General features: G+C 64.7%; 24 protein-coding genes and 1 other RNA gene. 11 read left to right on the top strand and 14 right to left on the bottom strand.

The genetic code is table 11. The features are described 5' to 3' along the window. Positions 1-53: 53 nt before the first annotated feature. The 3 genes from ubiG (at position 54) to ssrA (ending at position 1,824) form a co-directional block, all read left to right on the top strand. Positions 54-761: a bifunctional 2-polyprenyl-6-hydroxyphenol methylase/3-demethylubiquinol 3-O-methyltransferase UbiG gene (gene ubiG, locus BSY239_RS05550; protein ID WP_069045971.1), complete on the top strand. Its 708-nt coding sequence runs from the start codon at positions 54-56 to the stop codon at positions 759-761. Continuing rightward, complete coding sequence (locus tag BSY239_RS05555; RefSeq protein ID WP_069045972.1) at positions 758-1,435, top strand: HAD-IA family hydrolase; 678 nt, start codon at positions 758-760, stop codon at positions 1,433-1,435. Before ubiG ends, BSY239_RS05555 begins: the two co-directional genes overlap by 4 nt. Positions 1,436-1,447: 12 nt before the next feature. After that, positions 1,448-1,824, top strand: a transfer-messenger RNA (tmRNA) gene (gene ssrA / locus BSY239_RS05560). A 69-nt stretch (positions 1,825-1,893) separates the two neighbouring features. Here the strand turns inward: ssrA and BSY239_RS05565 are convergent. Beyond that, positions 1,894-2,481 carry a DUF2062 domain-containing protein gene (locus BSY239_RS05565; RefSeq protein WP_069045973.1) on the bottom strand — a complete coding sequence of 196 codons (588 nt, stop codon included), beginning with the start codon at positions 2,479-2,481 and terminating at the stop codon, positions 1,894-1,896. Continuing rightward, on the bottom strand, positions 2,478-2,660 hold the full coding sequence (locus BSY239_RS22690; protein ID WP_216637542.1) for a hypothetical protein: 183 nt from the start codon (positions 2,658-2,660) through the stop codon (positions 2,478-2,480). Before BSY239_RS22690 ends, BSY239_RS05565 begins: the two co-directional genes overlap by 4 nt. Between BSY239_RS22690 and BSY239_RS05570 the strand changes: the two genes are divergently transcribed. Continuing rightward, on the top strand, positions 2,577-3,320 hold the full coding sequence (locus BSY239_RS05570; protein ID WP_069048799.1) for a pseudouridine synthase: 744 nt from the start codon (positions 2,577-2,579) through the stop codon (positions 3,318-3,320). The two genes, BSY239_RS22690 and BSY239_RS05570, sit on opposite strands and share 84 nt — an antisense overlap. 22 nt (positions 3,321-3,342) lie before the next feature. On the opposite strand, the gene BSY239_RS05575 is transcribed toward BSY239_RS05570, so the two are convergent. Together BSY239_RS05575 and BSY239_RS05580 are read right to left on the bottom strand one after the other, a co-directional pair. After that, positions 3,343-4,071: a DUF2726 domain-containing protein gene (locus BSY239_RS05575; protein ID WP_172823080.1), complete on the bottom strand. Its 729-nt coding sequence runs from the start codon at positions 4,069-4,071 to the stop codon at positions 3,343-3,345. A gap of 362 nt (positions 4,072-4,433) precedes the next feature. Further along, complete coding sequence (locus BSY239_RS05580; RefSeq protein ID WP_069045975.1) at positions 4,434-5,255, bottom strand: alpha/beta fold hydrolase; 822 nt, start codon at positions 5,253-5,255, stop codon at positions 4,434-4,436. A 69-nt stretch (positions 5,256-5,324) separates the two neighbouring features. Between BSY239_RS05580 and BSY239_RS05585 the strand changes: the two genes are divergently transcribed. The 6 genes from BSY239_RS05585 to ntrC all read left to right on the top strand — a co-directional run bounded on the left by BSY239_RS05585 (position 5,325) and on the right by ntrC (position 12,153). Further along, complete coding sequence (locus BSY239_RS05585) at positions 5,325-6,200, top strand: EI24 domain-containing protein (RefSeq protein WP_069045976.1); 876 nt, start codon at positions 5,325-5,327, stop codon at positions 6,198-6,200. Beyond that, on the top strand, positions 6,197-7,012 hold the full coding sequence (locus tag BSY239_RS05590) for a competence/damage-inducible protein A (protein WP_069045977.1): 816 nt from the start codon (positions 6,197-6,199) through the stop codon (positions 7,010-7,012). Before BSY239_RS05585 ends, BSY239_RS05590 begins: the two co-directional genes overlap by 4 nt. Before the next feature lie 264 nt (positions 7,013-7,276). Continuing rightward, complete coding sequence (gene glnA, locus BSY239_RS05595) at positions 7,277-8,692, top strand: type I glutamate--ammonia ligase (RefSeq protein ID WP_069045978.1); 1,416 nt, start codon at positions 7,277-7,279, stop codon at positions 8,690-8,692. A 189-nt stretch (positions 8,693-8,881) separates the two neighbouring features. Next, positions 8,882-9,403 carry a hypothetical protein gene (locus BSY239_RS05600; RefSeq protein ID WP_069048801.1) on the top strand — a complete coding sequence of 174 codons (522 nt, stop codon included), beginning with the start codon at positions 8,882-8,884 and terminating at the stop codon, positions 9,401-9,403. Positions 9,404-9,462: 59 nt separating this feature from the next. Next, on the top strand, positions 9,463-10,548 hold the full coding sequence (gene glnL / locus BSY239_RS05605) for a nitrogen regulation protein NR(II) (protein WP_442905796.1): 1,086 nt from the start codon (positions 9,463-9,465) through the stop codon (positions 10,546-10,548). Positions 10,549-10,599: 51 nt separating this feature from the next. Next, positions 10,600-12,153, top strand: a complete 1,554-nt coding sequence (ntrC, locus tag BSY239_RS05610; RefSeq protein WP_069045979.1) for a nitrogen regulation protein NR(I) — start codon at positions 10,600-10,602, stop codon at positions 12,151-12,153. Positions 12,154-12,182: 29 nt separating this feature from the next. On the opposite strand, the gene xth is transcribed toward ntrC, so the two are convergent. Genes xth through BSY239_RS05655 form a run of 9 tightly spaced genes read right to left on the bottom strand, consistent with a single transcriptional unit; the run spans position 12,183 to position 19,055 of the window. Continuing rightward, positions 12,183-12,959 carry an exodeoxyribonuclease III gene (gene xth, locus BSY239_RS05615; RefSeq protein WP_069045980.1) on the bottom strand — a complete coding sequence of 259 codons (777 nt, stop codon included), beginning with the start codon at positions 12,957-12,959 and terminating at the stop codon, positions 12,183-12,185. 20 nt (positions 12,960-12,979) lie between these two features. After that, on the bottom strand, positions 12,980-13,357 hold the full coding sequence (locus BSY239_RS05620) for a 6-pyruvoyl trahydropterin synthase family protein (RefSeq protein ID WP_069045981.1): 378 nt from the start codon (positions 13,355-13,357) through the stop codon (positions 12,980-12,982). After that, entirely contained in the window at positions 13,354-13,995 is a 642-nt protein-coding gene (queE, locus tag BSY239_RS05625) for a 7-carboxy-7-deazaguanine synthase (protein ID WP_069045982.1), read from the bottom strand. The genes BSY239_RS05620 and queE overlap by 4 nt, the downstream gene beginning before the upstream one ends. Continuing rightward, positions 13,992-14,498, bottom strand: a complete 507-nt coding sequence (locus BSY239_RS05630) for a dihydrofolate reductase (RefSeq protein WP_069045983.1) — start codon at positions 14,496-14,498, stop codon at positions 13,992-13,994. Before BSY239_RS05630 ends, queE begins: the two co-directional genes overlap by 4 nt. A gap of 4 nt (positions 14,499-14,502) precedes the next feature. Further along, the gene (locus BSY239_RS05635; protein WP_236944137.1) at positions 14,503-15,408 is read right to left on the bottom strand and encodes a DMT family transporter; all 906 of its coding nucleotides are present in this window, start codon (positions 15,406-15,408) and stop codon (positions 14,503-14,505) included. Beyond that, positions 15,405-16,235, bottom strand: a complete 831-nt coding sequence (locus BSY239_RS05640) for a thymidylate synthase (RefSeq protein ID WP_069045984.1) — start codon at positions 16,233-16,235, stop codon at positions 15,405-15,407. Before BSY239_RS05640 ends, BSY239_RS05635 begins: the two co-directional genes overlap by 4 nt. Then, positions 16,232-17,137, bottom strand: coding sequence for a lytic transglycosylase domain-containing protein (locus BSY239_RS05645; RefSeq protein ID WP_069045985.1), 906 nt, complete (start codon positions 17,135-17,137; stop codon positions 16,232-16,234). The genes BSY239_RS05640 and BSY239_RS05645 overlap by 4 nt, the downstream gene beginning before the upstream one ends. Then, the gene (locus BSY239_RS05650; RefSeq protein WP_069045986.1) at positions 17,134-18,570 is read right to left on the bottom strand and encodes an FAD-binding oxidoreductase; all 1,437 of its coding nucleotides are present in this window, start codon (positions 18,568-18,570) and stop codon (positions 17,134-17,136) included. The genes BSY239_RS05645 and BSY239_RS05650 overlap by 4 nt, the downstream gene beginning before the upstream one ends. Beyond that, positions 18,567-19,055, bottom strand: a complete 489-nt coding sequence (locus tag BSY239_RS05655) for a DUF2069 domain-containing protein (RefSeq protein WP_069045987.1) — start codon at positions 19,053-19,055, stop codon at positions 18,567-18,569. The genes BSY239_RS05650 and BSY239_RS05655 overlap by 4 nt, the downstream gene beginning before the upstream one ends. A gap of 35 nt (positions 19,056-19,090) precedes the next feature. Here BSY239_RS05655 and BSY239_RS05660 point away from each other — a divergent pair, with 35 nt between their 5' ends. Next, positions 19,091-20,377: a YihY family inner membrane protein gene (locus BSY239_RS05660; RefSeq protein WP_069045988.1), complete on the top strand. Its 1,287-nt coding sequence runs from the start codon at positions 19,091-19,093 to the stop codon at positions 20,375-20,377. Positions 20,378-20,384: 7 nt separating this feature from the next. Here the strand turns inward: BSY239_RS05660 and BSY239_RS05665 are convergent, their stop codons facing one another. Then, a complete protein-coding gene (locus tag BSY239_RS05665) occupies positions 20,385-21,644 on the bottom strand; it encodes a cytochrome P450 (protein WP_069048803.1) in 1,260 nt (419 codons plus the stop codon). Positions 21,645-21,656 lie beyond the last annotated feature (12 nt).

Raw genomic sequence — 21,656 nt, forward strand, 5'->3', positions numbered from 1 at the left:
CTGAAAAACCGCGCCTCGGCGCGGTTTTTTCATGGGCTGACGATAATCGACGCATGAATGCACATATCAATGCCGACCCTGCGGAGTTGGCCAAGTTTTCCGAACTGGCTCATCGTTGGTGGGATCCCGAAAGCGAGTTTCGGCCTTTGCACCAGATCAATCCATTGCGTTTGACCTGGATTGATGCTTTGGCTGAGATCAAAGGCAAACGGGTGCTGGACATTGGTTGTGGCGGCGGCATTCTTTCAGACGCCATGGCGCGCAAGGGCGCATTGGTGACCGGCATTGACTTGTCCACCAAGGCGCTTCGCGTGGCGCAATTGCACGCGCTGGAAGCGGGCACCGCCAACGTCGACTACCAGGAAATCAGTGCGGAGGCCATGGCCCAGCAGGAGCCGGCGTCCTTTGACGTGGTCACCTGCATGGAAATGCTTGAGCACGTGCCCGATCCTTCCTCGGTTGTGAGGGCCTGCGCTGCACTGGTCAAGCCCGGCGGCTGGGTGTTCTTCTCGACGCTCAACCGCAACCCTAAGGCTTTTCTGTTCGCCATCCTCGGTGCCGAATACGTGTTGCAGTTGCTGCCCAAGGGCACGCACGAGTACGCGAAGTTCATCAAACCGAGTGAACTGGCCCGCTACGCGCGTGAAGTCGGTCTTGAACTGACCGACACACGAGGCATGGAATACAACCCGCTGACGCGTCGCTACTGGTTGAGTGGCAACACCAGCGTGAACTACCTGTTTGCCACCCGCAAGGCATGACTCTGGCTGTTTTTCGAAATGTGCGTGCCGTGTTGTTCGATCTGGATGGCACGCTGATCGACAGCGCGCCCGATCTGGGCGCTGCCGCGGATGGCATGCGGTTGCGGCGAGGCCTGGCGTCCCTACCGTTGGCGGAGTATCGGCCCCATGTGGGATCCGGTGCACGTGGCATGTTGCAGGTGGCTTTCGGCATGGATGCACAACACGGGGAATACGAGCACTACAAGGAAGAGTTCTTCGTCCATTACGAAAGCTGCTTGACGCAGCGCACACGCCCGTTCGATGGAGTTGATCTGCTGGTGGCGGCTTTGCTGCAGCGGGGTTTGCGCTGGGGGGTGGTAACCAACAAAGCGAAGCGCTTCACAACACCCCTCACCCGTTCCATGGGCTTGTTCGATTCGGCATCCACAGTCATCAGCGGTGACACCACGCCCCATGCCAAGCCGCACCCGGAGCCCTTGCTGGAAGCCGCACGGCGGATGGCGTTGCTGCCGGGGCAGTGCATCTACGTGGGCGATGACGAGCGGGATGTCCGCGCGGGCCGTTCTGCCGGCATGGGCACAGTGGCTGCCTGCTACGGTTACCTGGGTGCAGGTGCCAATGTGGCGAGTTGGGGAGCCGACGCCGAAGTTTCTTCTCCCCTGCAGGTCTTGCAATTGCTCGAACCGTCTTAAAATAGCGAGCTTGGGGCTGCACTGGTTTCGACGTGGGTTCGGACGCGCAGCAGGGCATGTCGAGGTTCTGTCACCTCGTAAAGCAACAGAAAAAAACCAACTGCAAACGACGAACGTTTCGCACTCGCCGCTTAATCAGCGGTGAGCCTTGCAACAGCAGGCCGATGGGCTGGGCAAGGGGGTCGCAAGACCTCCCGGCTGCAAGGATAATTTCATCGGCTGGCTTTGCGTCGGGCACCTTGACGCAGGGCGAGACTCAAGGATGCTGGCTTCCCGTTTAGCGTGCCACTGCGCGACTCGGGCGGCGAGACCCAAATCAGACGGCTACACATGTAGAACTGCTCGAAGAAGGCTTGCGGACGGGGGTTCAAATCCCCCCAGCTCCACCACCCAACTGCAAAACTGCCGCCCGGATACTCCATCCGGGCGGCATTTTTTTGTCTGATGGTTTTTTGACCTCAGGTCTCGTGGCCTGGCCGTGGCGTTCGGGATCGCAACCGTTTGCTGCGCTGCCACCGGGTCCTCAGGATCCAGATGCCACTCACCAGAAAGTACACAACAATTCCGCTCAGGCTGGCCACAATGGCCAAGCCAACTACCAATGGTTTTCCCACGGTGGACAGTTGCTTGAAGGCGTGGCGCGCGCGGTTGCCCAAGCCTTCAATGGCCGCAGGGGCTTCCTGCGCGGCCTGAAGTTCAGACTCGATCTCGCGATCTGTGGGGGCCTTCTCCCCAAGCACTGCCTTTCCCAGACGGTAAGCGCCGTAATAGACCGGTCCAAAGGTCACGGGGTTGGTGATCAATGTGCTCGCTACTGCCATGGGAACGTTGGCCCGCAGTGCCACGGCGAGTGCAGCGGCAAACGGAATCTGTGCCACGGGGATCAGGAGTCCGAAAAAGATGCCCAGGGCCAAGCCAAGTGCAATGCCTTTTCGACTGAAATGCCAGAGCCGTGGATGATTCAGAACCGGCCCCATCCAGCGCAACCACCGGTTGTTCTGCAGTGCCTCCGGCTTGGGCAGCCATGCCTTGATGCGGTTCTTCATTCGACGTGACTGAGGTAGGGAGTTTCGCTCACGAGACGATTGTCATTGAACGCGCCACTCCCCGCCGGGCGAGCGGCGACAATCCACGCATCATGATGCAGTTGCAGGACATTCTTTTTTCTCAGGGCTTCGGAACACGCCGTATCTGTTGTGGGTTGATCCAGCAGGGTCTGGTCCAAGTGGGTGCAGGTAGTGAATTGGAGACGTGCCTGGATCCCACAGCAGGTTTTGCCGAGGCCGGCCTCGTTTTTCGAGTCCAGGGTGACACGTGGACATACCAGGAGCGGGCCTACCTCATGGTCCACAAGCCCGCGGGCTTCGAGTGTTCACAAAAGCCGAGTACCTACCCAAGCGTCTACACCTTGCTGCCAGGTCCCTTGCGAACACGGGGCGGCGGCGCGGCGGCGGGCGTGCAAGCCGTGGGTCGTCTGGATCAGGACACGACGGGGCTGTTGTTGATGTCCGATGACGGCAAGTTCATTCATCGCCTGACATCGCCGCGCCATCATGTGCCCAAAGTGTACGAAGTGCTTGTCAAGCATCCGCTGGATGAGAAACAGGTGAACCGGCTGCTGGAAGGCGTGGTGCTCGACGACGACCCCAAACCAGTGAAGGCACAAGCCTGTTCGGCAGAGGGTGAGCTGCACCTGAAACTGACCCTGACAGAGGGCAAATATCACCAAGTCAAGCGCATGGTGGCTGCGGTGGGCAATCGGGTCGAGGGTCTGCACCGGTCGTCGGTGGGTGCGATTTCGCTCACGCCCGACCTGCCGCCCGGCCATTGGCGGTGGTTGACCTCGGACGAAGTCACGTCGTTGACGCAAAAAGTGCCGGGCTGAAGGCGGCGCGGCAGAGCCCCTGTCAGAGCAAGTCGCCCTTGCGGCTGTCGAGCGGCATCAGGAACGAGTTTTCCTGCCACTGAGAATTGAAATCGCTGCGCGGTTCGCCGGTGGTGCTGTTGGGCCAGGTGGAGAGGGGTGCGAAGTCGCTGGCGCGGGTGCTGCGCTGGCGGGTCAGCACAGTGCGCAGGTTGGCTTGTGCGGCAATGATGGCGCGCTCTTCCATTTCGCGTTCGCGCATGGACTGGTTCAGCGCCGACTCACCGAGGAACTCCGCGCGGATTTCTGCCACCGTGGGCAGGCTGTTGGAGCGCACCACCCAGTAAGGCAGGCCGCACTGGGTCAGCAACGAGTGTTTGAGAGCCCGCGTGCTGCGCGGCAGGCCTGCGGTGCCCGGAACATCCAGACAACCCAGGACACGACCGTCAGAGCGGCACACGGTGAAGGTGCAGTAAACACTGCCCAGCAACTTGTACCACTCCATGCCTTGCTCCCGGTCTCTGGGCAAAGTGAAGCGGGTCACTGGCAGTTTGATCATCACGTGATGGTCGTAAAAGGCCCGAGCCAGCCAATGCCAGACGCGGGCTTCCTCGCTGTTGGCCAATGCACGGGTGCTCAGGGGCCAGTGCTTCGGAATACGGCGGCGCTCCCGGGCCCGCCGCTCTGCCCAGGCGTGGTGCAGCCAAGCGCCCAGCACCAGCAAAGCGGGTACCAGCACTGCAAGCAGCCATGGGTTGGTCCAGTCGGTCATGAGCATCGGGGGCAATCGGTCAATATGTATCAAAGTGTAGACAGTTCGCACAAGCCACGGGTGAAGTTCGGTCTCGATACACGAAGAAGGTGTGAATTTCTTGGGGTTTGCTCGGCGATTGATGGGTCATTTGGACCACATCGCGCGCGTTGCCTGGATGGCCCACACGGGCGAGACACCTCGGACTAGTGGCAGGTGAAAGCGGCAAGCCCTGGCACAAACCGTGAGCTGTTCGACCTCAATAGGGTTCGTTGCGGTCAACGATCATGTGGCAGGGGCACGCATTCAGCAAGCCCCATCGGGGGGAACTGTGCTTGCAAGCTGGATGTTTGTACATGCTGCAAACGCAGTAGATTGTCGCGTCAGGCAATGCTGCCCAGAAATGCGCGAACGCCGGCCAAAAGCTGGTCTGGGTGATCGCGGTGGGGGGTGTGCCCGCAGGATTGCAGCTCGATGTGGATGGCTTGGGGGACTTCGCGTCGGATGGCGGCGAGTTGCTCCAACGAGCCGTATTCGTCATCCACGCCCTGGACCAACAACAAGTGCGCAGCCAGGCCGCGAAGTTCGGTTCGAATGTCGAAGGCCTGGAACGCTTCGCTGAGCCAGACGTCGTTCCATTGCCAGAAAGCGTTGTCGACGTCCCGGTGGTGGCGGGCCAGCCGCTGCCGCAAGCCATCTGCGGCGTCTGGCGTTGTCTCAAACAGTTGCTTTGCTTGCTCGATGGCGGTCACGGCCATCGGTTCCACAAATACGTGGGGTGCCATGGCCACGCAAGCGGTCACCGGGTGCTGGCTGGCGTGAAGCAGGGCGATCGTGGCGCCGTCGGAATGACCCACCAGAACGGGATTCGAGATCCCGAGCCGATCGAGCACTTGGGGAAGCACGTCGTGTGCTTCCAGGTGCATGTAGTCGGGTTCGTGGCGCCCGATGTGCCAGGCACCGTCACGTCGCGGTGGGCCTCGCACGTCGGCCACTGGATCGGATTGCCCGTAGCCGCGCCGCGAGTACATCCAGCCGGCCCTGCCGGTGGCAGCGCAGAGTTCGGCTGGCCAGAGTCGTCCCCTTTGTCGCCACATCGAGATGCTGCCCAAGCCTTCGTGCAAAAAAACCAGGGGCGCGCGGTCGCTGGCGCCGGGCAGGTGGGCCACCTCGATGCCAACGCCGGAAATGTCGATGCGGTTCATCTGCCCGATGCTAAATGCACGGGGGACCGCTGCCCCATGAGGACCGGAGATTGGCTGTATTCTCGTGCGATGTCCTTGTTGTTCGATTCCTTCTGGCGCGCCGTGGCCTACTGCGTCCACCCCCGGGTGATCGCGCTGTCTTTCCTGCCGCTGATCCTGATGGTCGTGCTGTCATTTGGCCTGGGGTACTTCTTTTGGGAAGGTGCGGTGGCATCGGTGGGCGGCTGGATCGCGTCCTTCGAATTGGTCGAGACCTTGATGGCCTGGATGGACCAGATTGGTCTGGGAGCCCTTCGCGGTGTGTTTGCACCGCTCCTGGTGCTGGTGCTGGCCACGCCGGTGATCGTGCTCTTGTGCCTGTTGCTCGTGGCGATGTTCATGACGCCCGCCATGGTCGACCTGGTCGGTCAGCGACGCTTTGCCGCGCTGGAGCGCAAGCACGGCGGCTCGCTGGTGGTCAGCGTGCTCTGGTCGCTGGGCTCCACGCTGCTGGCCATCGTCGCGCTGGTGATTTCCATGCCGCTGTGGCTGGTGCCACCTCTGGTGTTGATCCTGCCGCCCCTGATCTGGGGTTGGCTCACCTACCGTGTGTTTGCGTTTGACGCACTGGCCACGCACGCCAGCAGCGAAGAGCGCAAAGTGATCCTGAAGGAACACCGTGGCAGCCTCCTGCTCATGGGTGTGCTCAGCGGTTACCTGGGCGCAGCGCCGAGCCTGTTGTGGGCATCGGGTGCCATGTTCATCGCCATGGCGCCCTTGCTCGTGCCGCTGGCCATCTGGATTTACACGCTGGTGTTTGCATTCGCTTCGCTCTGGTTCGCCCATTACGCCCTGGCCGCCTTGCAGCGCATGCGTGCGGTGGTGCCGGTGGAGGTGCTGGATGCCGATCCAGAACGTGTGCGGGACGACACCCGGCAACTGAATGGACCGGAGAGCACGCCATGACGACCCCCATCGGCCTGATCATCATTGGCGACGAAATCCTCTCGGGCAAACGCTCGGACAAACACCTGCCCAAGGTCATCGAACTGCTGGGCGCGCGGGGCATGTCCTTGTCGTGGGCGCGTTTTGTCGGGGACGACCGCCAGAGCATCACAGCCAATCTGCGGGACGCATTCGCGCAGCCTGGTATCGTCTTTTCGTGCGGTGGCATCGGCGCCACGCCAGACGACCACACCCGACAGTGCGCCGCCGCCGCACTGGGGGTCGAGCTGACCCTGCATCCCGATGCCAGGCTCTTGATCGAGTCGCGCATGCGCGATGTGGCGGCCGAGCAAGGCCAGGAGTTCGATCCCCAACGCCCCGACAACGTGCACCGCTACAACATGGGCGTGTTCCCGGTGGGCGCGACGATCATCCAGAACCCGTACAACAAGATCCCTGGCTTCAGTTGCACGGGCGGGGGTGGTGGTCAGGTGCACTTTGTGCCCGGCTTTCCAGTGATGGCCTGGCCCATGATCGAGTGGGTGCTGGACCATGCCTGTGCCCATCTGCACAGCCGGGGCAGTTGGCTGGAACGATCGGTGATCGTCATGGGCGCCATGGAAGCCGCACTGACTCCGCTGATGGAGCAGGTCGAGCGCGAATTCCCGGTGAAGGTGTTCAGCCTGCCCAGCGTGGACCACCCGGAGTACGGGCGTCACATCGAGTTGGGCGTCAAGGGCGGTGCGGAAGCGGTGGGCGAGGCCTTCGCGAGCTTGCTGGCGGGACTGCATCAATGCGGAGCGCCGTTGGGCCCCGAAATGGTGCGCGGCTAGTTCGCCCAACCGTGGTGCAGCGCATCTGTTCGCACCAAAGTCGTGCAAACTGTCCGTCTGTCGGCCGCACACCGTCGCTGGCGGCTGAAAACCGCAGTCATACCGGGGTCCGTGAACCTTTGTGGCGCATGGCCTGCGCCATAATCGCCGGGCGTTTGAAGAGGGCTGCCCCGTTCAGGTGAACCTGGGTGGTGTTTGGCACAGATACTGCTTCATTCCCATGTCGATTTTCAATTTCCACTCACCCAGCTACAGGAGTATTTGATGGCCAAGACCGTCGCAGACGTGATGCAGATGGTGAAGGACAACGACGTCAAGTTCGTTGACTTCCGTTTCACCGACACCCGGGGCAAAGAACAGCACGTGACCGTGCCGGTGTCCCACTTCGACGAAGACAAGTTCACCTCGGGCCACGCGTTTGACGGCTCGTCGGTGGCCGGCTGGAAAGGCATTGAAGCTTCGGACATGCAGCTCATGCCCGACTCCAACACCGCCAACATCGACCCCTTCTTTGAAGAAACCACGCTGTTCCTGCAGTGCGATGTGATCGAGCCGGGTGACGGCAAGGCCTACGACCGCGATCCGCGCTCCATCGCCAAGCGCGCCGAGGCCTACCTCAAGGCTTCCGGCCTGGGCGACACAGCCTACTTTGGACCAGAGCCCGAATTCTTCATCTTCGACGGCGTGCGCTGGAGCAACGAACCCGGCCGCGTGATGTGCGAGATCGAGGAATACGAAGCCCCGTGGAACAGCGGCGCCAAGCTCGAAGGCGGCAACCGCGGCCACCGTCCGACCGTCAAGGGCGGCTATTTCCCCGTGCCCCCAGTCGACAGCACGCAGGACATGCGCGCCGAGATGTCCCTGATTCTCGAATCGCTGGGCATTCCGGTTGAAGTGTTCCACCACGAAGTGGCGGGCGCTGGCCAGAACGAAATCGGCACCAAGTTCAGCACGCTCGTGGAGCGCGCCGACTGGACGCAGGTGCTCAAGTACGTGGTGTGGAACGTGGCCAATGCCTACGGCAAGACCGCGACCTTCATGCCCAAGCCCTACGCCGGCGACAACGGCTCGGGCATGCACGTTCACCAGTCGATCTGGAAAGACGGCAAGAACCTGTTCGCCGGCGACGGCTATGCCGGTCTGAGCGAATTTGCCCTGTACTACGTGGGCGGCATCATCAAGCACGCCCGCGCGCTGAACGCCATCACCAACCCCGGCACGAACTCGTACAAGCGTCTGGTGCCCGGCTTCGAAGCCCCGGTGAAGCTGGCCTACTCGGCCCGCAACCGCTCGGCCTCGATCCGCATCCCGTACGTGGCCAACCCCAAGGGTCGCCGCATCGAAGCGCGTTTCCCCGATCCTTCGGCCAACCCCTACCTGGCCTTCTCGGCCCTGATGATGGCTGGTCTGGACGGCGTGGAAAACAAGATCCACCCGGGCGAAGCCGCCACCAAGGATCTGTACCACCTGCCGCCCGAAGAAGACAAGTTGGTGCCGACCGTGTGCCACAGTCTCGACCAGGCGCTGGAGTATCTCGACAAGGGCCGCAGCTTCCTGACCAAGGGTGGTGTGTTCACCGACTCCATGCTCGACGCCTACATCGAATTGAAGATGGCCGAAGTCACGCGCTTCCGCATGGCGCCGCACCCCGTCGAATTCGACATGTACTACAGCCTGTGATGGACAGCCCGGTCTGACCGGGTCAACCTGCAGACGAGGGACGGCGCAAGCCGTCCCTTTTTGTTTCGGAGCGACATCTGGCCCTGTGAACGGGGTCGGCGGCGGCACTTTTCAAAAGGTTTTCCGTCATACTGATTCGCGATGAACGGCGCAGTCTTGCCGTGTCGACCCAACGGAGACCTCGTGCCCATGTCCCCCCTGCATTTCTCATCTGTTCCAGGCCTCGTTGCAGGCGTCGTGCTGTTGTGCAGCCTGCCCGCGCAAGCCCAGGAGCGCATCTACCGCTGCGGCAACGAATACACCAACAACGCGCAGGTGGCCAAGAGCCGCAACTGCACGCCCATGGAGGGCGGCAACATCACCATCGTTGAAGGGACCAAACCCGCACCCGCCGCCCGCAGCACACCTGCTGCGGCCCCTCGCAGCGGTAACGACCGCGTGGATCCCGCAGCCCAGCGCGCCCGCGACAGCGATGCCAAGGCCATTCTGGAAACCGAACTGCGCAAGGCCGAAGAGCGGCTGGCGCAGGCGCGCAAGGAGTACGCCAACGGTGAGCCTGAAAAGCAGGGCATCGAGTCGCGCAACTACCAGCGTTACCTGGACCGTGTGGCAGAACTCAAGGCCGCGGTGGCCCGCGCCGAGAGCGACGTGGCTGGCCTGCAGCGGGAGCTCGGTCGCCTGCCCGCTGCTTCGGGCAATGCCGCAAGATGAGCGGCTTGAAAAAGACACCGACCCTTTCCCCCATCAAACGCCGGGCACCGTCGGACACGGTGGGCGCCGAAGGCGCGAAGCGATCCGCCGCTGTGCCGGGGCGTTTCCAGTCGCTGGACATGCTCGCCACCTTGGTGGCCGTGGTCGACTCGGACGGACATGTGCTGTACGCCAACGCGGCATTGGAAGACGCCTTGGGCACGTCGCGGCGCAGCATCGCCAACACCTTGTTTCAAGACTGCTTCACCGAGCCCGCCTTGCTGGAGAGCGCGCTGAGCGGTGCACGTGGCAACGAGTTTGCCGCGCTGCGTTACGACGCCTGGCTCAAGCGCGTGAACCACGAGGCTCTGCCGGTGCACGTGGTGGTGGCGCAGACCGAGAGCAAGGGCGAGGTGGTGGTGGAGCTGCTGCCGCTGGAGCAGCAGGCCCGCCAGGAACGTGAAGAGCGGCTGATCGACCAGGCACAGGCCAACAAGGAGCTCATCCGCAACCTCGCGCACGAGATCAAGAACCCGCTGGGCGGTATCCGGGGTGCGGCTCAGCTGTTGCAGATGGAGCTGGAGTCGCGTGAGCTCATCGAATACACGCAGGTCATCATCCATGAGGCGGACCGGCTGCAGTCGCTGGTGGACCGATTGCTCGCGCCGCACCGCCGCCCGCATGTGGTGGGGGACGTGAACATCCACGAGGTGTGTGAACGCGTGCGTTCGCTGATCCTGGCCGAGTTTCCCAAGGGACTGCGCGTGGTGCGCGACTACGACGCATCGATTCCCGAGTTTCGTGGCGACCGCGAGCAGCTGATACAGGCCGTGCTCAACATCGCGCACAACGCGGCGCAGGCACTGGCCGAACGCGTCTCGGCGGGCGACGCGCAGATCACGTTCAAGACGCGCGTGGGTCGCCAGGTGACGTTTGGCAAACAGCGCTACCGGCTGGCATTGGAATTGCATGTCATCGACAACGGGCCTGGCGTTCCAGACTCGATCAAGGACCGCATCTTTTTCCCGCTCGTGTCGGGACGCGATGGCGGCTCCGGCCTGGGGCTCACGCTGGCACAAACTTTTGTCCAGCAGCACCACGGTTTGATCGAGTGTGAGAGCGTGCCGGGATACACGGACTTCAAGCTGTTGATCCCCCTGCCTTAGAACCGACAAACCACTGCCGAGCGCTGCGCCACAAGAAGGGACGACACACACATGAAGCCGATCTGGATAGTGGACGACGATCAATCGATCCGCTTCGTGCTGGAAAAAGCGCTGTTGCGCGAAAATCTGCCCACGCGCAGTTTCACCAATCCGCAGGACGTGCTCAGGGCCCTGACGGACACCCCCGAAAGCGAAGGCCCGCAGATCCTGGTGAGCGACATCCGCATGCCTGGTGGCTCCGGCCTCGAGCTGCTGGAGAAGGTCAAGGAGATGTTGCCCGGCTTGCCGGTGATCATCATGACCGCCTTCTCCGATCTGGACAGTGCCGTGTCGGCCTTTCAGGGCGGCGCGTTCGAGTACCTGCCCAAACCGTTTGACCTGCCCAAGGCGGTGGAACTGATCCGCCGTGCGGTGGAAGAGAGCCAGCGCGAAGAGGTGGCCGAAGAACGCATGACGGCAGCGCCCGAAATGCTCGGCCAGGCGCCGGCCATGCAGGACGTGTTTCGTGCCATCGGGCGGCTGAGCCAGAGCCAGGTCACGGTTCTCATCACCGGCGAATCGGGTTCGGGCAAAGAGCTCGTGGCGCGTGCGCTGCACAAACATTCGCCCCGCGCGGCTGGCCCGTTTGTGGCCATCAACACCGCGGCCATTCCCAAAGATCTGCTGGAGTCCGAACTGTTCGGCCACGAGCGCGGCGCCTTCACCGGCGCGCAGACCATGCGCCGCGGCCGCTTCGAGCAGGCTGATGGCGGTACGCTGTTCCTCGACGAAATCGGCGACATGCCGTTTGACCTGCAGACGCGCCTGCTGCGTGTGTTGTCCGACGGCAATTTTTACCGCGTGGGTGGCCACAGCGCGGTGCGCGCCAACGTGCGCGTGATCGCTGCGACCCACCAGAACCTGGAACAGCGCGTCAAGGAAGGCGTGTTCCGCGAAGATTTGTTCCACCGCCTCAACGTGATCCGCCTGCGCCTGCCGGCCTTGCGCGAACGCCGCGAAGACGTGCCCATGCTCACGCGCTTTTTCCTGCAGCAAAGTGCCAAGCAGTTGGGTGTGGAGCCCAAGCGCATTTCCGAGCCGGCCATCCGCCTGCTCGGCACGTTTGACTTTCCTGGCAACGTGCGCCAGTTGGAAAACGTGTGCCACTGGCTCACCGTGATGGCGCCGGCTCAGGTGATCGAACTGAAAGACCTGCCGCCGGAGGTGCTGGCCTTGGCGGGGACTTCCGTGGCGGCTTTGGCAGCGTTGCCAGATACCCCCACAGCAGCAGCGCCTGCGTACGCGCCCGTCGCGGCGCCTGCGGCACTCTCCGAAGCCTTGCACATGGGCTCGCCCGCTCACGCAGCAGCCGACTTTGCGCCCGTGCTGGAGCCTGTGGCGGCGCCTTCGGTGTCGGGCTGGGAAGTCGGTCTGCAGGCCGAGGCGCTGGCCTTGCTGGAAGAAGGTCGCACCGACGTGTGGGACGTGCTCACCCGCCGCTTCGAGACCAAACTGATCCAGACCGCTCTCGTGAACACCCGGGGCCGTCGCATCGAAGCGGCGCACAAGCTGGGCATTGGTCGCAACACGATCACCCGGAAGATCCAGGAACTGAACCTGGAATGACCCGCTGCGGCGCTTCTGGGTAAATCCCCTCAGGCGAGCGTCACCACCACCGGCGCGTGGTCGCTGGGCTGTGGGTTCTTGCGGGGCGCGCGGTCGATGGTGCAGGCTTTCACGCTGTTGCGCAGCGCCTCGCTCACCAGAATGTGGTCGATGCGCAGGCCTCGGTTTTTCTGGAAGCCCAGCATGCGGTAGTCCCACCACGAGTAGCTCTTCTCGGGCTGCTCGAACATGCGGTAGGCGTCGGTGAGGCCCAGCGTCAGCAGCGCCTGGAAGTGCGCGCGTTCTTCCACGGTGTGGTGGATGGTGTCTTTCAGGCCCACCGGGTCGTAGGAGTCGCGGTCTTCGGGGGCCACGTTGAAGTCGCCCACCAGCACCAGCCGCGGGTGGGCCTGCATCTCCTCGGCAATCCAGCGATGCAGCGCGGCCAACCATTGCAGCTTGTAGGCGAACTTCTCGCTGCCGGGCTCCTGCCCATTGACGAAATAGCAGTTGACCAGGCGCATCGGACCTTCGGGCGTGTCCAGCGTCGCGGCGATCACGCGGGCCTGCTCATCGCTGTGGCCAGGGATGTTGCGCACCACATCGCGCAGCGGCGTGCGGCTCAGAATGGCCACGCCGTTGTAGGTCTTCTGGCCGAAGGCGGCTGCGTGGTAGCCGATCTCCTTCAAGGCCTCGAAGGGAAACTTCTCGTCCACCAGCTTGAGCTCTTGCAGGCCCACCGCGTCCACAGGATTCGCGGCCAGCCAGTCCAGCACCTGGGGCAGGCGCACGGTGAGTGAGTTGATGTTCCAGGTGGCGATTTGCATGGGATTCCTCGGGGTCCTCGTTACCAGCGCAACGCGCAGCGGTCACCGCTGGCGCGGCGTTCGATCATGACGGCGCACAGCCCCGGCACCGAGGGCGCGAGGTGGCTGCGGATGTAGCTGCAGAGGTTCTCGAGCGTGGGAATGCCCAGGTCCGCAACCTCGTCGAGCAAATGGTGGTCGAGCCGGTCGCGCACCTGTGCAATCTCGGCTCTGAGCAGCCCCAGATCGATCACCATGCCATGGGCATCCGGCGTGCCGCGCACGGTCACTTCGGCCTCGTAGGTGTGGCCGTGCACGCGGCGGCTGCCTTCGGCTTCGACCACTCGGCGCAGTGTGTGGGCGGCCTCGAAGTAAAAACGCTGGGACAGTTCGTGCACTGCGTTGGTCGGGAGAGTCATGGGATGTCGAGGATCTTGTGCGTCTGCAGCGACAGGCGCCAGCGCGGTTGTTGTTGGCAATGATCGATGGCGCTGCGGGTGTTGGCGGAACGTTCGGGGCCATCCATGGGTTGCAGCAGCCAGTGGTCGAAGCGCAGGTCCGTCTGTGCCTGCACGTCGTGAGGCAGCAGGGCTGGCTGTGGCCACACCAGTTTGAGTTCGTGGCCGCTGCGCTGCACCCAGTCGGCGCCGGCCTTGGGACTCACGCAGATCCAGTCGATCCCCGGTGGAACCGGCAGCGTGCCGTTGGTCTCCAGGGCTATCTCGAAACCTTCGGCGTGCAGGGCTTCGATCAGCGCCGCGTCCACCTGCAGCAGCGGCTCGCCGCCGGTGAGAACGATGTAGCGGTGATCCTGGCCAGCCGGCCACAACGAAGCCGCCTGCTCTGCCAGTGTGGATGCCATTGAGAATTTGCCGCCCCGCACGCCGTCGGTGCCCACAAAGTCGGTATCGCAAAACCGGCAAACGGCGCGTTCGCGGTCTTCTTCGCGCCCACTCCAGAGGTTGCAGCCTGCAAAACGGCAGAACACGGAAGGGCGGCCCGCGCGCAGGCCTTCGCCTTGCAAGGTGTAGAACATTTCCTTGACGGCGTAGCTCATGGACGGCGTTCCAGGGTGACGAAGGCGTAGCCCAGGCCGCTGGCAGCCACATGGGTTTCCCGCGCGGTTTCCACCCAGGCCGGCCCCAAGGTGGGTGCCCAGGCGTCGCCTTCAAAAGCCTGGTCGATGTCGGTGATCACGGCCCGCTGGGCCAGCGGCTCGGCCGCTGCGTACAACTGCGCCCCGCCGATCACCCACGCGTCAACGTCGGGCGGGCAAAGTGACATGGCCTCTTTCAGCGAGCCGGCGCGCGCGGCACCTTCTGCCTGCCATTGCGCGTTGCGCGTGACCACGATGTTGAGCCTCCCCGGCAGCGGCCGGAATTTCGGCGGCAGCGAATCCCAGGTCTTGCGACCCATGATCACCGGGCACCCCAGCGTGGTGCGTTTGAAGTGCGCCATGTCTTCCGGCAGGTGCCAGGGCAGGGCGTTGTCCTTGCCGATCACGCCGTTGGCGGCGCGCGCAAAGATGAGGTGGAGGCGGGGCGGGGAGGTTGCGGGCATGCCGCTATTGTGCCGCCGGCCCCGGGCTGGGCAGCCTCGTGCGCGGAGGCAGCAGCACGCTGGCAATCGCCATCATCACAAAGCCGATGGCCACCCAGTCCTGCCAGTGCGGCACCTCGCCCACGATGAGGGTGGCGCTCAGGGTGCCCACCAGCGGGATGGCCATGATGCTCATGGCGCTGGTGGCGGGCGGCAGGTCGCGCGCCATGCCGAACCAGATCAGCTGCGCGATGCCGTAGTTGACGAACACGCCATACAGCAGGCTGATCCACATGGGGGTGGAGAAGGTTGACGGCGTGGGCAGTGGCTCGAGCGCGAAGGCCAGCGCCCAAACGACCGCGCTGCCCAGCAGCAGCATCCACACCGTGACCACCATGGGCGACAGCGTGAACTTCGCGCGACGAAACATGAGCGTGCCCAGGCCCCAGCAGAAGGCCGCACCCAACATCCAGGCAATGCCCACGGGACGCCCGCTCAGGCTTTGCAGTTCGTGCCAGAGCAACAGGCCGATGGCGATGCCGGCGCACACCACCGCCACGCGCACGCGCGGCGTGATACGTTCACCGAAGAACGCCGCACCGATCAGCACGGTGAAGATCGGCATGGTGAAGCCGAGGATGGCGGCACGGCCCGAGGCCAGCTCTTTCACACCGAAGATGGACAGCGTGTGCCAGCCCAGCACATTGGGCAGACCAAGCCAGGCGATGGTAGCCCACTCGGCGCGTGCCGGCCACATGCGCTCACCGCGCCGCGCCACATACACAAACAACCAGAAACCACCCAGCAGCATGGTGCTGGCGCGGAAGTACAGGGGCGAGAGCTCCTGCAGCGAGAGCTTCATCATGGGCCAGTTCACGCCCCACATGAGCGTGAGCGCGAGCAGCGCCCACAGTTGGCGGCGGTTGATCACACCGCGACCGGTGCCTTGATGGCCGCGTGGTGTTCGTAGCCCTGCACTTCGAAGTCGTCGAGCTCGTACTCGAAGATGCTGGCGGGGCGGCGCTTGATGTGCAGCGTCGGGTAGGCCATGGGCTGGCGTGAGAGCTGGAGCTGCACCTGCTCGTGGTGGTTGCTGTAGATGTGGCAGTCGCCACCGGTCCAGACGAAGTCGCCCACGTCCAGGTCACACTGCTGCGCGAGCATGTGGGTGAGCAGCGCGTAGCTGGCGATGTTGAAAGGCACGCCGAGGAAGATGTCGGCGCTTCGCTGGTAGAGCTGGCAGCTGAGCTTGCCGCGACCTCCCGGCTCGGTGGCGGGCGCCACGTAGAACTGGAAGAACGCGTGGCATGGCATGAGCGCCATCTTGTTCAGGTCGGCCACGTTCCATGCGCTCACGATGATGCGGCGCGAATCCGGGTTGGTCTTGAGCTGCTTGACCACCTCGGCGATCTGGTCGATGTGGCCGCCATCGGGCGTGGGCCAGCTGCGCCACTGCACGCCGTAGACCGGGCCCAGGTCGCCGTCGTCACGCGCCCACTCGTCCCAGATGGTGCAGCCGCGTTCCTGGAGCCATTTCACGTTGCTGTCGCCGCGCAGGAACCACAGCAGCTCCACGATGATGGCCTTGGTGAACACCTTCTTGGTGGTCACCAGCGGAAAACCTTCGTTGAGGTCAAAGCGCATCTGGTGGCCAAACACGCTGGTGGTGCCGGTGCCGGTGCGGTCTGTTTTCTGGACGCCCGTGGTGAACACGTGGCGCATGAAGTCTTCGTACTGGGAACGGATGGGACGGGTCATGGATTGCGCAGGGGCAGGGCCCGCGAAGGAGAGGTGATGCGGGCGTCGAAGGGGTGGTGTTGCAGCGCAAACACCTGCTGGATGCGCTTGATGTAGCCCTGGGTCTCGGGGTAGGGCGGCACGCCACGGAATCGGTCGACCGTGCCTTCGCCCGCGTTGTAGGCGGCCAGCACCAGGGGCACGTCGCCCCTGAAATAGGCCAGCAGCCAGCGCAGGTACAACAGCCCGCCGCGGATGTTCTGCTCGGCGTCAAAAGGCTTGCGCACGTTGAAGCGCTCGGCCGTTTCGGGAATGAGCTGCATCAGGCCCTGCGCGTTCTTGTCGGACAGGGCGTTCACATTGAAGTTGGACTCGGCGCGGATCACCGCAAACGCCAGGCCGGGCTGGATGCCGAACTGCGGCGCGAGCTTGTAGACGATCTTCATGATGCGCCGCTCTTCGGGCGTGTCCACCAGGTCCTGGTAACGCGTGGCCTGTGCGGTGACCTCGGCCGCCTGCTCGGCTTCGTTGGCTCGTTGCAGTTCGGTGCGTTCGGCCTGCTGCACACACTCGGGCTTGTCGGCCGGGGTGGACAGGCGGTTGAACATGCCTTCGGCGTGGGTGTCGCCCAGCAATGCCGCGCGGGCGAACCAGTGGGCGGCGTAGCCGTCGTGGCGTTCCACGCCGCGGCCGTTGGCGTAGAGCCAGCCGAGGTTGTAGGCCGCCACCGCATCGCCCGCCAGCGCGGCCTGGCAATACAGGCGGATGGCGGCTTCGGTGTCGCGCTTCACACCCTCACCGTGCTCCAGGGCTTGCGCCTGTTCGCGCCAGGCCTGGCGCTGCGCCGCGTCGACCGCGTGCGCCTGACCCGCGGCGGCGAGCGCCAGCGTGAGCAGACAGCGGAGCAGGTGGCGGGAGATCATGGTGTGAGGACGCGGCCGGGGTTCAGGAGGTTGTGCGGGTCCAGCGCCTGCTTGACGGCCCGCATCAAACCCAGGGCAACCGGGTCCTTGTAATGGGGCAGGTGGTCGGCCTTGAGGCTGCCCACGCCGTGCTCGGCGCTGATCGAGCCATGGTAGCGCGCCACCGCGTCAAAAACCAGCCTGTTCACGCGCGTTTCCTGCTCGTTCAGGAATTTCCGGGCGTCACCGCCCTCGGGCGCCTGCACGTTGTAGTGCAGGTTGCCGTCACCCAGGTGGCCGAAGTTCACCAGCCGCACGCCCGGGATCTCGCGCTGCAGCAAGGCGTCGGTCTCGGCGCAGAAGGCCGGGATGTGCGAGACCGGGATGCTGATGTCGTGTTTGATGTTCAGGCCTTCCTCGGCCTGCGCGAGTGGAATGCTCTCGCGGATATGCCAGAGCGCATGGGCCTGCGCGAGGCTCTCGGCCACCACCGCGTCGGTCACCAGGCCTTGCTCGAAGGCCGTTTCCAGCAGACGCTCGAACTGGGCCCGCGCGTGCGCTTCGGATTCACTGTCGCTGTTCTCCAGGAGAACACAATAGGGTGTGTCCTTCCACAACGGAACCCGCAACTGCGGCATGTGTTTGTCCACCAGGCTCAGCGCAAATTGCCCCATGACCTCGAAGCCGGTGAGCCCCGCGCCCAGGTGCTGGTGCGCGAGACCGAGCAGGGCCACCGCAGCGTCCAGCGTGGGCAGCGCGGCCCAGGCGGTGAGCTGCGCGGCGGGCAGCGGATACAGCTTGAGCGTGGCGGCGGTGATCACACCCAGCGTGCCTTCGCTGCCGATGAACAGGTCGCGCAGGTCGTAACCGGTGTTGTCCTTGCGCAGACCACTCAGCCCTTGCCAGACCTCGCCTTGCGCGGTCACCACCTCCAGACCCAGGCAGAGGTCGCGTGCGTTGCCGTAGCGCACCACCTGCGTGCCACCGGCGTTGGTGGCGAGGTTGCCGCCGATGCTGCAGCTGCCTTCGGCCGCCAGGCTCAGGGGGAACAGAAAGCCGGCCTTCTCCGCCGTGTCCTGCAAGGTCTGCAAGACGCAGCCGGCCTCCACCGTCATGGTGAGGTTGGCCGGGTCGATGGCGCGCACGGCATTCAGGCGCATGAGGCTCAGCACCACCTGCGTGCCCGAAGCGTCGGGCACCGAGCCCACCACCAGGCCGGTGTTGCCGCCTTGCGGCACGAGCGAGACACCTGCAGCGACGCACGCGCGCACCACCGCAGCCACCTCGGCGGTGCTGCCGGGCCGCACCACGGCGAGTGCACGGCCGTGGGCGCGCTTGCGCCAGTCCTGTTCCCAGGCCGAGAGGTCGGTGGCGGGATCGTCGTGCGTGAGCACGTGAGCGTCACCCACGGTCTGGCGCAGTTGCGCCAGCAGCCCGGCGTGTTGCGCGCTCATGGCTGGGCGGGGGCAGCGGGCGCCGTGCCCTGCGCTGCGGCGGTGTTGCTGGCCACATCGGCCGCCACGGCTTCCTTGCCGGCCGCGCGCAGGCGGATGCGCACGTGCAGGGCGCAGGCCACGAACAAGGCCACGCACAGCAGCGTCTGGATGAGCGCCAGCCACACCGAAGGGCCGGTGTCGCTGGTGGCGCGCACCACGCCTTCGGTGAAGTACAGCCACACGATCAGGCTGACCCAGCGGTAGGTGTACATGCGGTTCTTCAGCAGACCGGCCAGTGGAATCGTGAGCGGCAGCACCTTGAGCACCAGCCAGGACCCGCCTTCGCGCAGCGGGGCCAGCCACATCTCCCACAGAAATCCGAGAACGATCAGGCCCAGCAGGCTGCCCACGGCCAGCCAGCGGGTGGCGTTGACGGCGCGTGCCGAATCTCCCTGAGTGGGGAGGAGGGCATCGGGGCTGGGGGCGGAGGAGATGTCGGGCATGGCGGGGGAGAAAGAGCAGGTGGCATGATACCGGGATGACCTTCAAAGAGAGAGCGCGTGCACTGGAAACCCTCGCTCGCGCCCTGTGGCGCGATGCCCTGAATTTCCCCTGGGCCAACACCGCCATCACTCTTCGCGAACGCTTCCGCGAAGACCGCCTGGGCATCACCGCCAGCAGCCTGACCTTCACCACCACCATCTCGCTGGTGCCGCTGTTCACCGTGGCCCTGGCCATCTTCAGCGCGTTCCCGATGTTCGACCGGTTGCAGGTCACGCTGCAGCGCTGGCTGGTGCAAAGCCTGGTGCCGCCCGACATCGCCAAGCAGGTGTTCAGTTACCTCAACCAGTTCGCCGGCAAGGCCGGGCAGATCGGCTGGGCCGGCGCGTTGGTGCTGCTGGTCACGGCGCTCGCGCTGATCCTCACCATCGACCGCAAGCTCAACGACATCTGGCGCGTGCGCCAGCCGCGCTCGTTCACCCAGCGGGTGCTGGTGTACTGGGCGGTGCTCACGCTGGGGCCGTTGCTGCTGGCGGGCAGCCTGACGGTGACCACCTACGCCGTCACCGCCTCGCGCGGGGTGGTGTCCGGCCTGCCGGGTGGGGTGCGTTTTCTGCTGGAAACGATCCAGTTCGCACTGGTCACCGGCGGCATTGCGGCGCTGTACCGGTATGTGCCCAACACGCGGGTGCGCTGGAGCCATGCGCTCATCGGCAGCATTTTCGTGGCCACCGGGCTGGAGCTGGCCAAGAAGCTGCTGGCCTGGTACCTCGCGCAGGTGCCCACCTACTCGGTGGTCTACGGTACGTTTGCCACTGTGCCGATCCTGCTGGTGTGGTTTTACGTGGCCTGGGTGATCGTGCTGCTGGGCGCTGTGGTGGCCGCCTACCTGCCCAGCCTGCTCTCGGGCATTGCACGGCGCGGCGACACGCCGGGCTGGAGCTTTCAGCTCGCGCTGGAAGTGCTGGAGCAGTTGCACACCGCGCGCGACACGTCGCCCAAGGGCCTGAGCCTGGAAGCCCTGGCCCAGGTGTTGCGGGTGGATGCCTTGCAGCTGGAAGAACCCGTGGCCACGCTGGTCGCGCTGGACTGGCTGGGCCGGCTCGACGAAGACGGCGAGCGGTATGTGATGCTGGTCGACCCGTCGCGCACGCCCATGGCGCCGTTGGTGGAACGTCTGTTGCTCGCCCGGCAGCCCAACACCGCGCGTTTCTGGTCGGAGAGCCATTGGGCCGGGCTCAGCCTGGCGCAGGCCTTGGCGTCCACGCCTTTGTCGACGGCAGCGCAGGAAATGGCGGAAGGCCCTTCGGTCGCCTCGGGCTGACGCGGGTTCAGCTCACCGAAAACGGCGCGCGCAGGAAACCGCGAAACCGGGCCCGGCCGCCGCGCACCGGCGCTTCGGTCAACTTGAAATCGGGGAAGCGCTGCAGGAAGCGACCGATCGCGACGCGACCTTCCAGCCGCGCCAGGCTCAGGCCTGCGCACTGGTGAATGCCGAAGCCGAAGGCCAGATGTTTGTTGTTCTCACGCGCGAGCTTGAGCACCTCGGGGTCGGGGAACTGCGCCGGGTCGCGGTTGGCCGCGCCGATGCACAGCGTCACCAGCGTGCCGGCGGGCAGGGCCACACCGCCCACCTGCGTGTCCTTCACCGCGCGGCGGTTGCCGAGCTGGTTCGACGATTCAAAGCGCAGGAACTCGTCCACCGCACGGGTGAGCACCGCCTCTTGCGCTGCTGCATCGTCTTCCGTTTGCTTCAGCGCGGTGTGCAGAAACTGGCGCGCCTGCGGATGCTCCTGCAACGCGATCAGGCCGTTGCCGATCAGGTTGGTGGTGGTCTCGTGGCCGGCGTTGAGCAGGAAGATGCAGTTCTGCAGCAGCTCGACTTCACTCAGCTGTTCACCGCCGTCCTCGCCCTGGATCAAGCGTGTGAGCACGTCGCGTTCCGGGTCGCCAGGGTGCTGGCGGCGCTGCACCACCAGCGTGCGCAGGTAGGCCAGCATGTCCGTCACGGCCTGGTTGCCCAGGGCCTGCTGTTGCGGTGTGAGCGTGGGCTCCAGCGCGCCCAGGATGGCGAGTGACCAGTCGCGCAGTGGGCCGCGGTCTGCGTGCGGCACATCGAGCAGGTTGCCGATGATCTCCACCGGAATGGCCGAGGCGAAGTCCTCGATCAGGTCACCACCACCGCGCTCGGCCAGGTCGTCCAGCAGCGAGTCCACCAACGCAATGAGGCCCGGCTCCATGTCGGCAATGGCCCGGCGCGTGAGCGCTCCCATGATGAGGCGGCGCACACGCGTGTGCAGCGGCGGGTCGTTGAACACCAGGCTGGTGGTGTGGTGCTCGAACAGCGCGGAGCCCGCGCCGTACTTGGGCGCGAACTCGACGTGTTTGTCGGAGCTGAAGGCCTGCGCGTCCCGGTACACCGCCATCAAATCGGCGCAGCGTGTGAGGAACACCGAGCCGTCGGGCATGCGGCGCACGGGCTCGTGCTCGCGCAGCGCGGCGTACACCGGGTAGGGGTTGGCCAGAAAGTCGGGCGGGAGCGCGCGCAGGTCGAACCGGGCAGCGATGTCGCGCGCACGATCGGGCGCCATGGGCGGCGTGAT

The sequence above is a fragment of the Hydrogenophaga sp. RAC07 genome, assembly GCF_001713375.1.
Taxonomy (GTDB): domain Bacteria; phylum Pseudomonadota; class Gammaproteobacteria; order Burkholderiales; family Burkholderiaceae_C; genus Hydrogenophaga.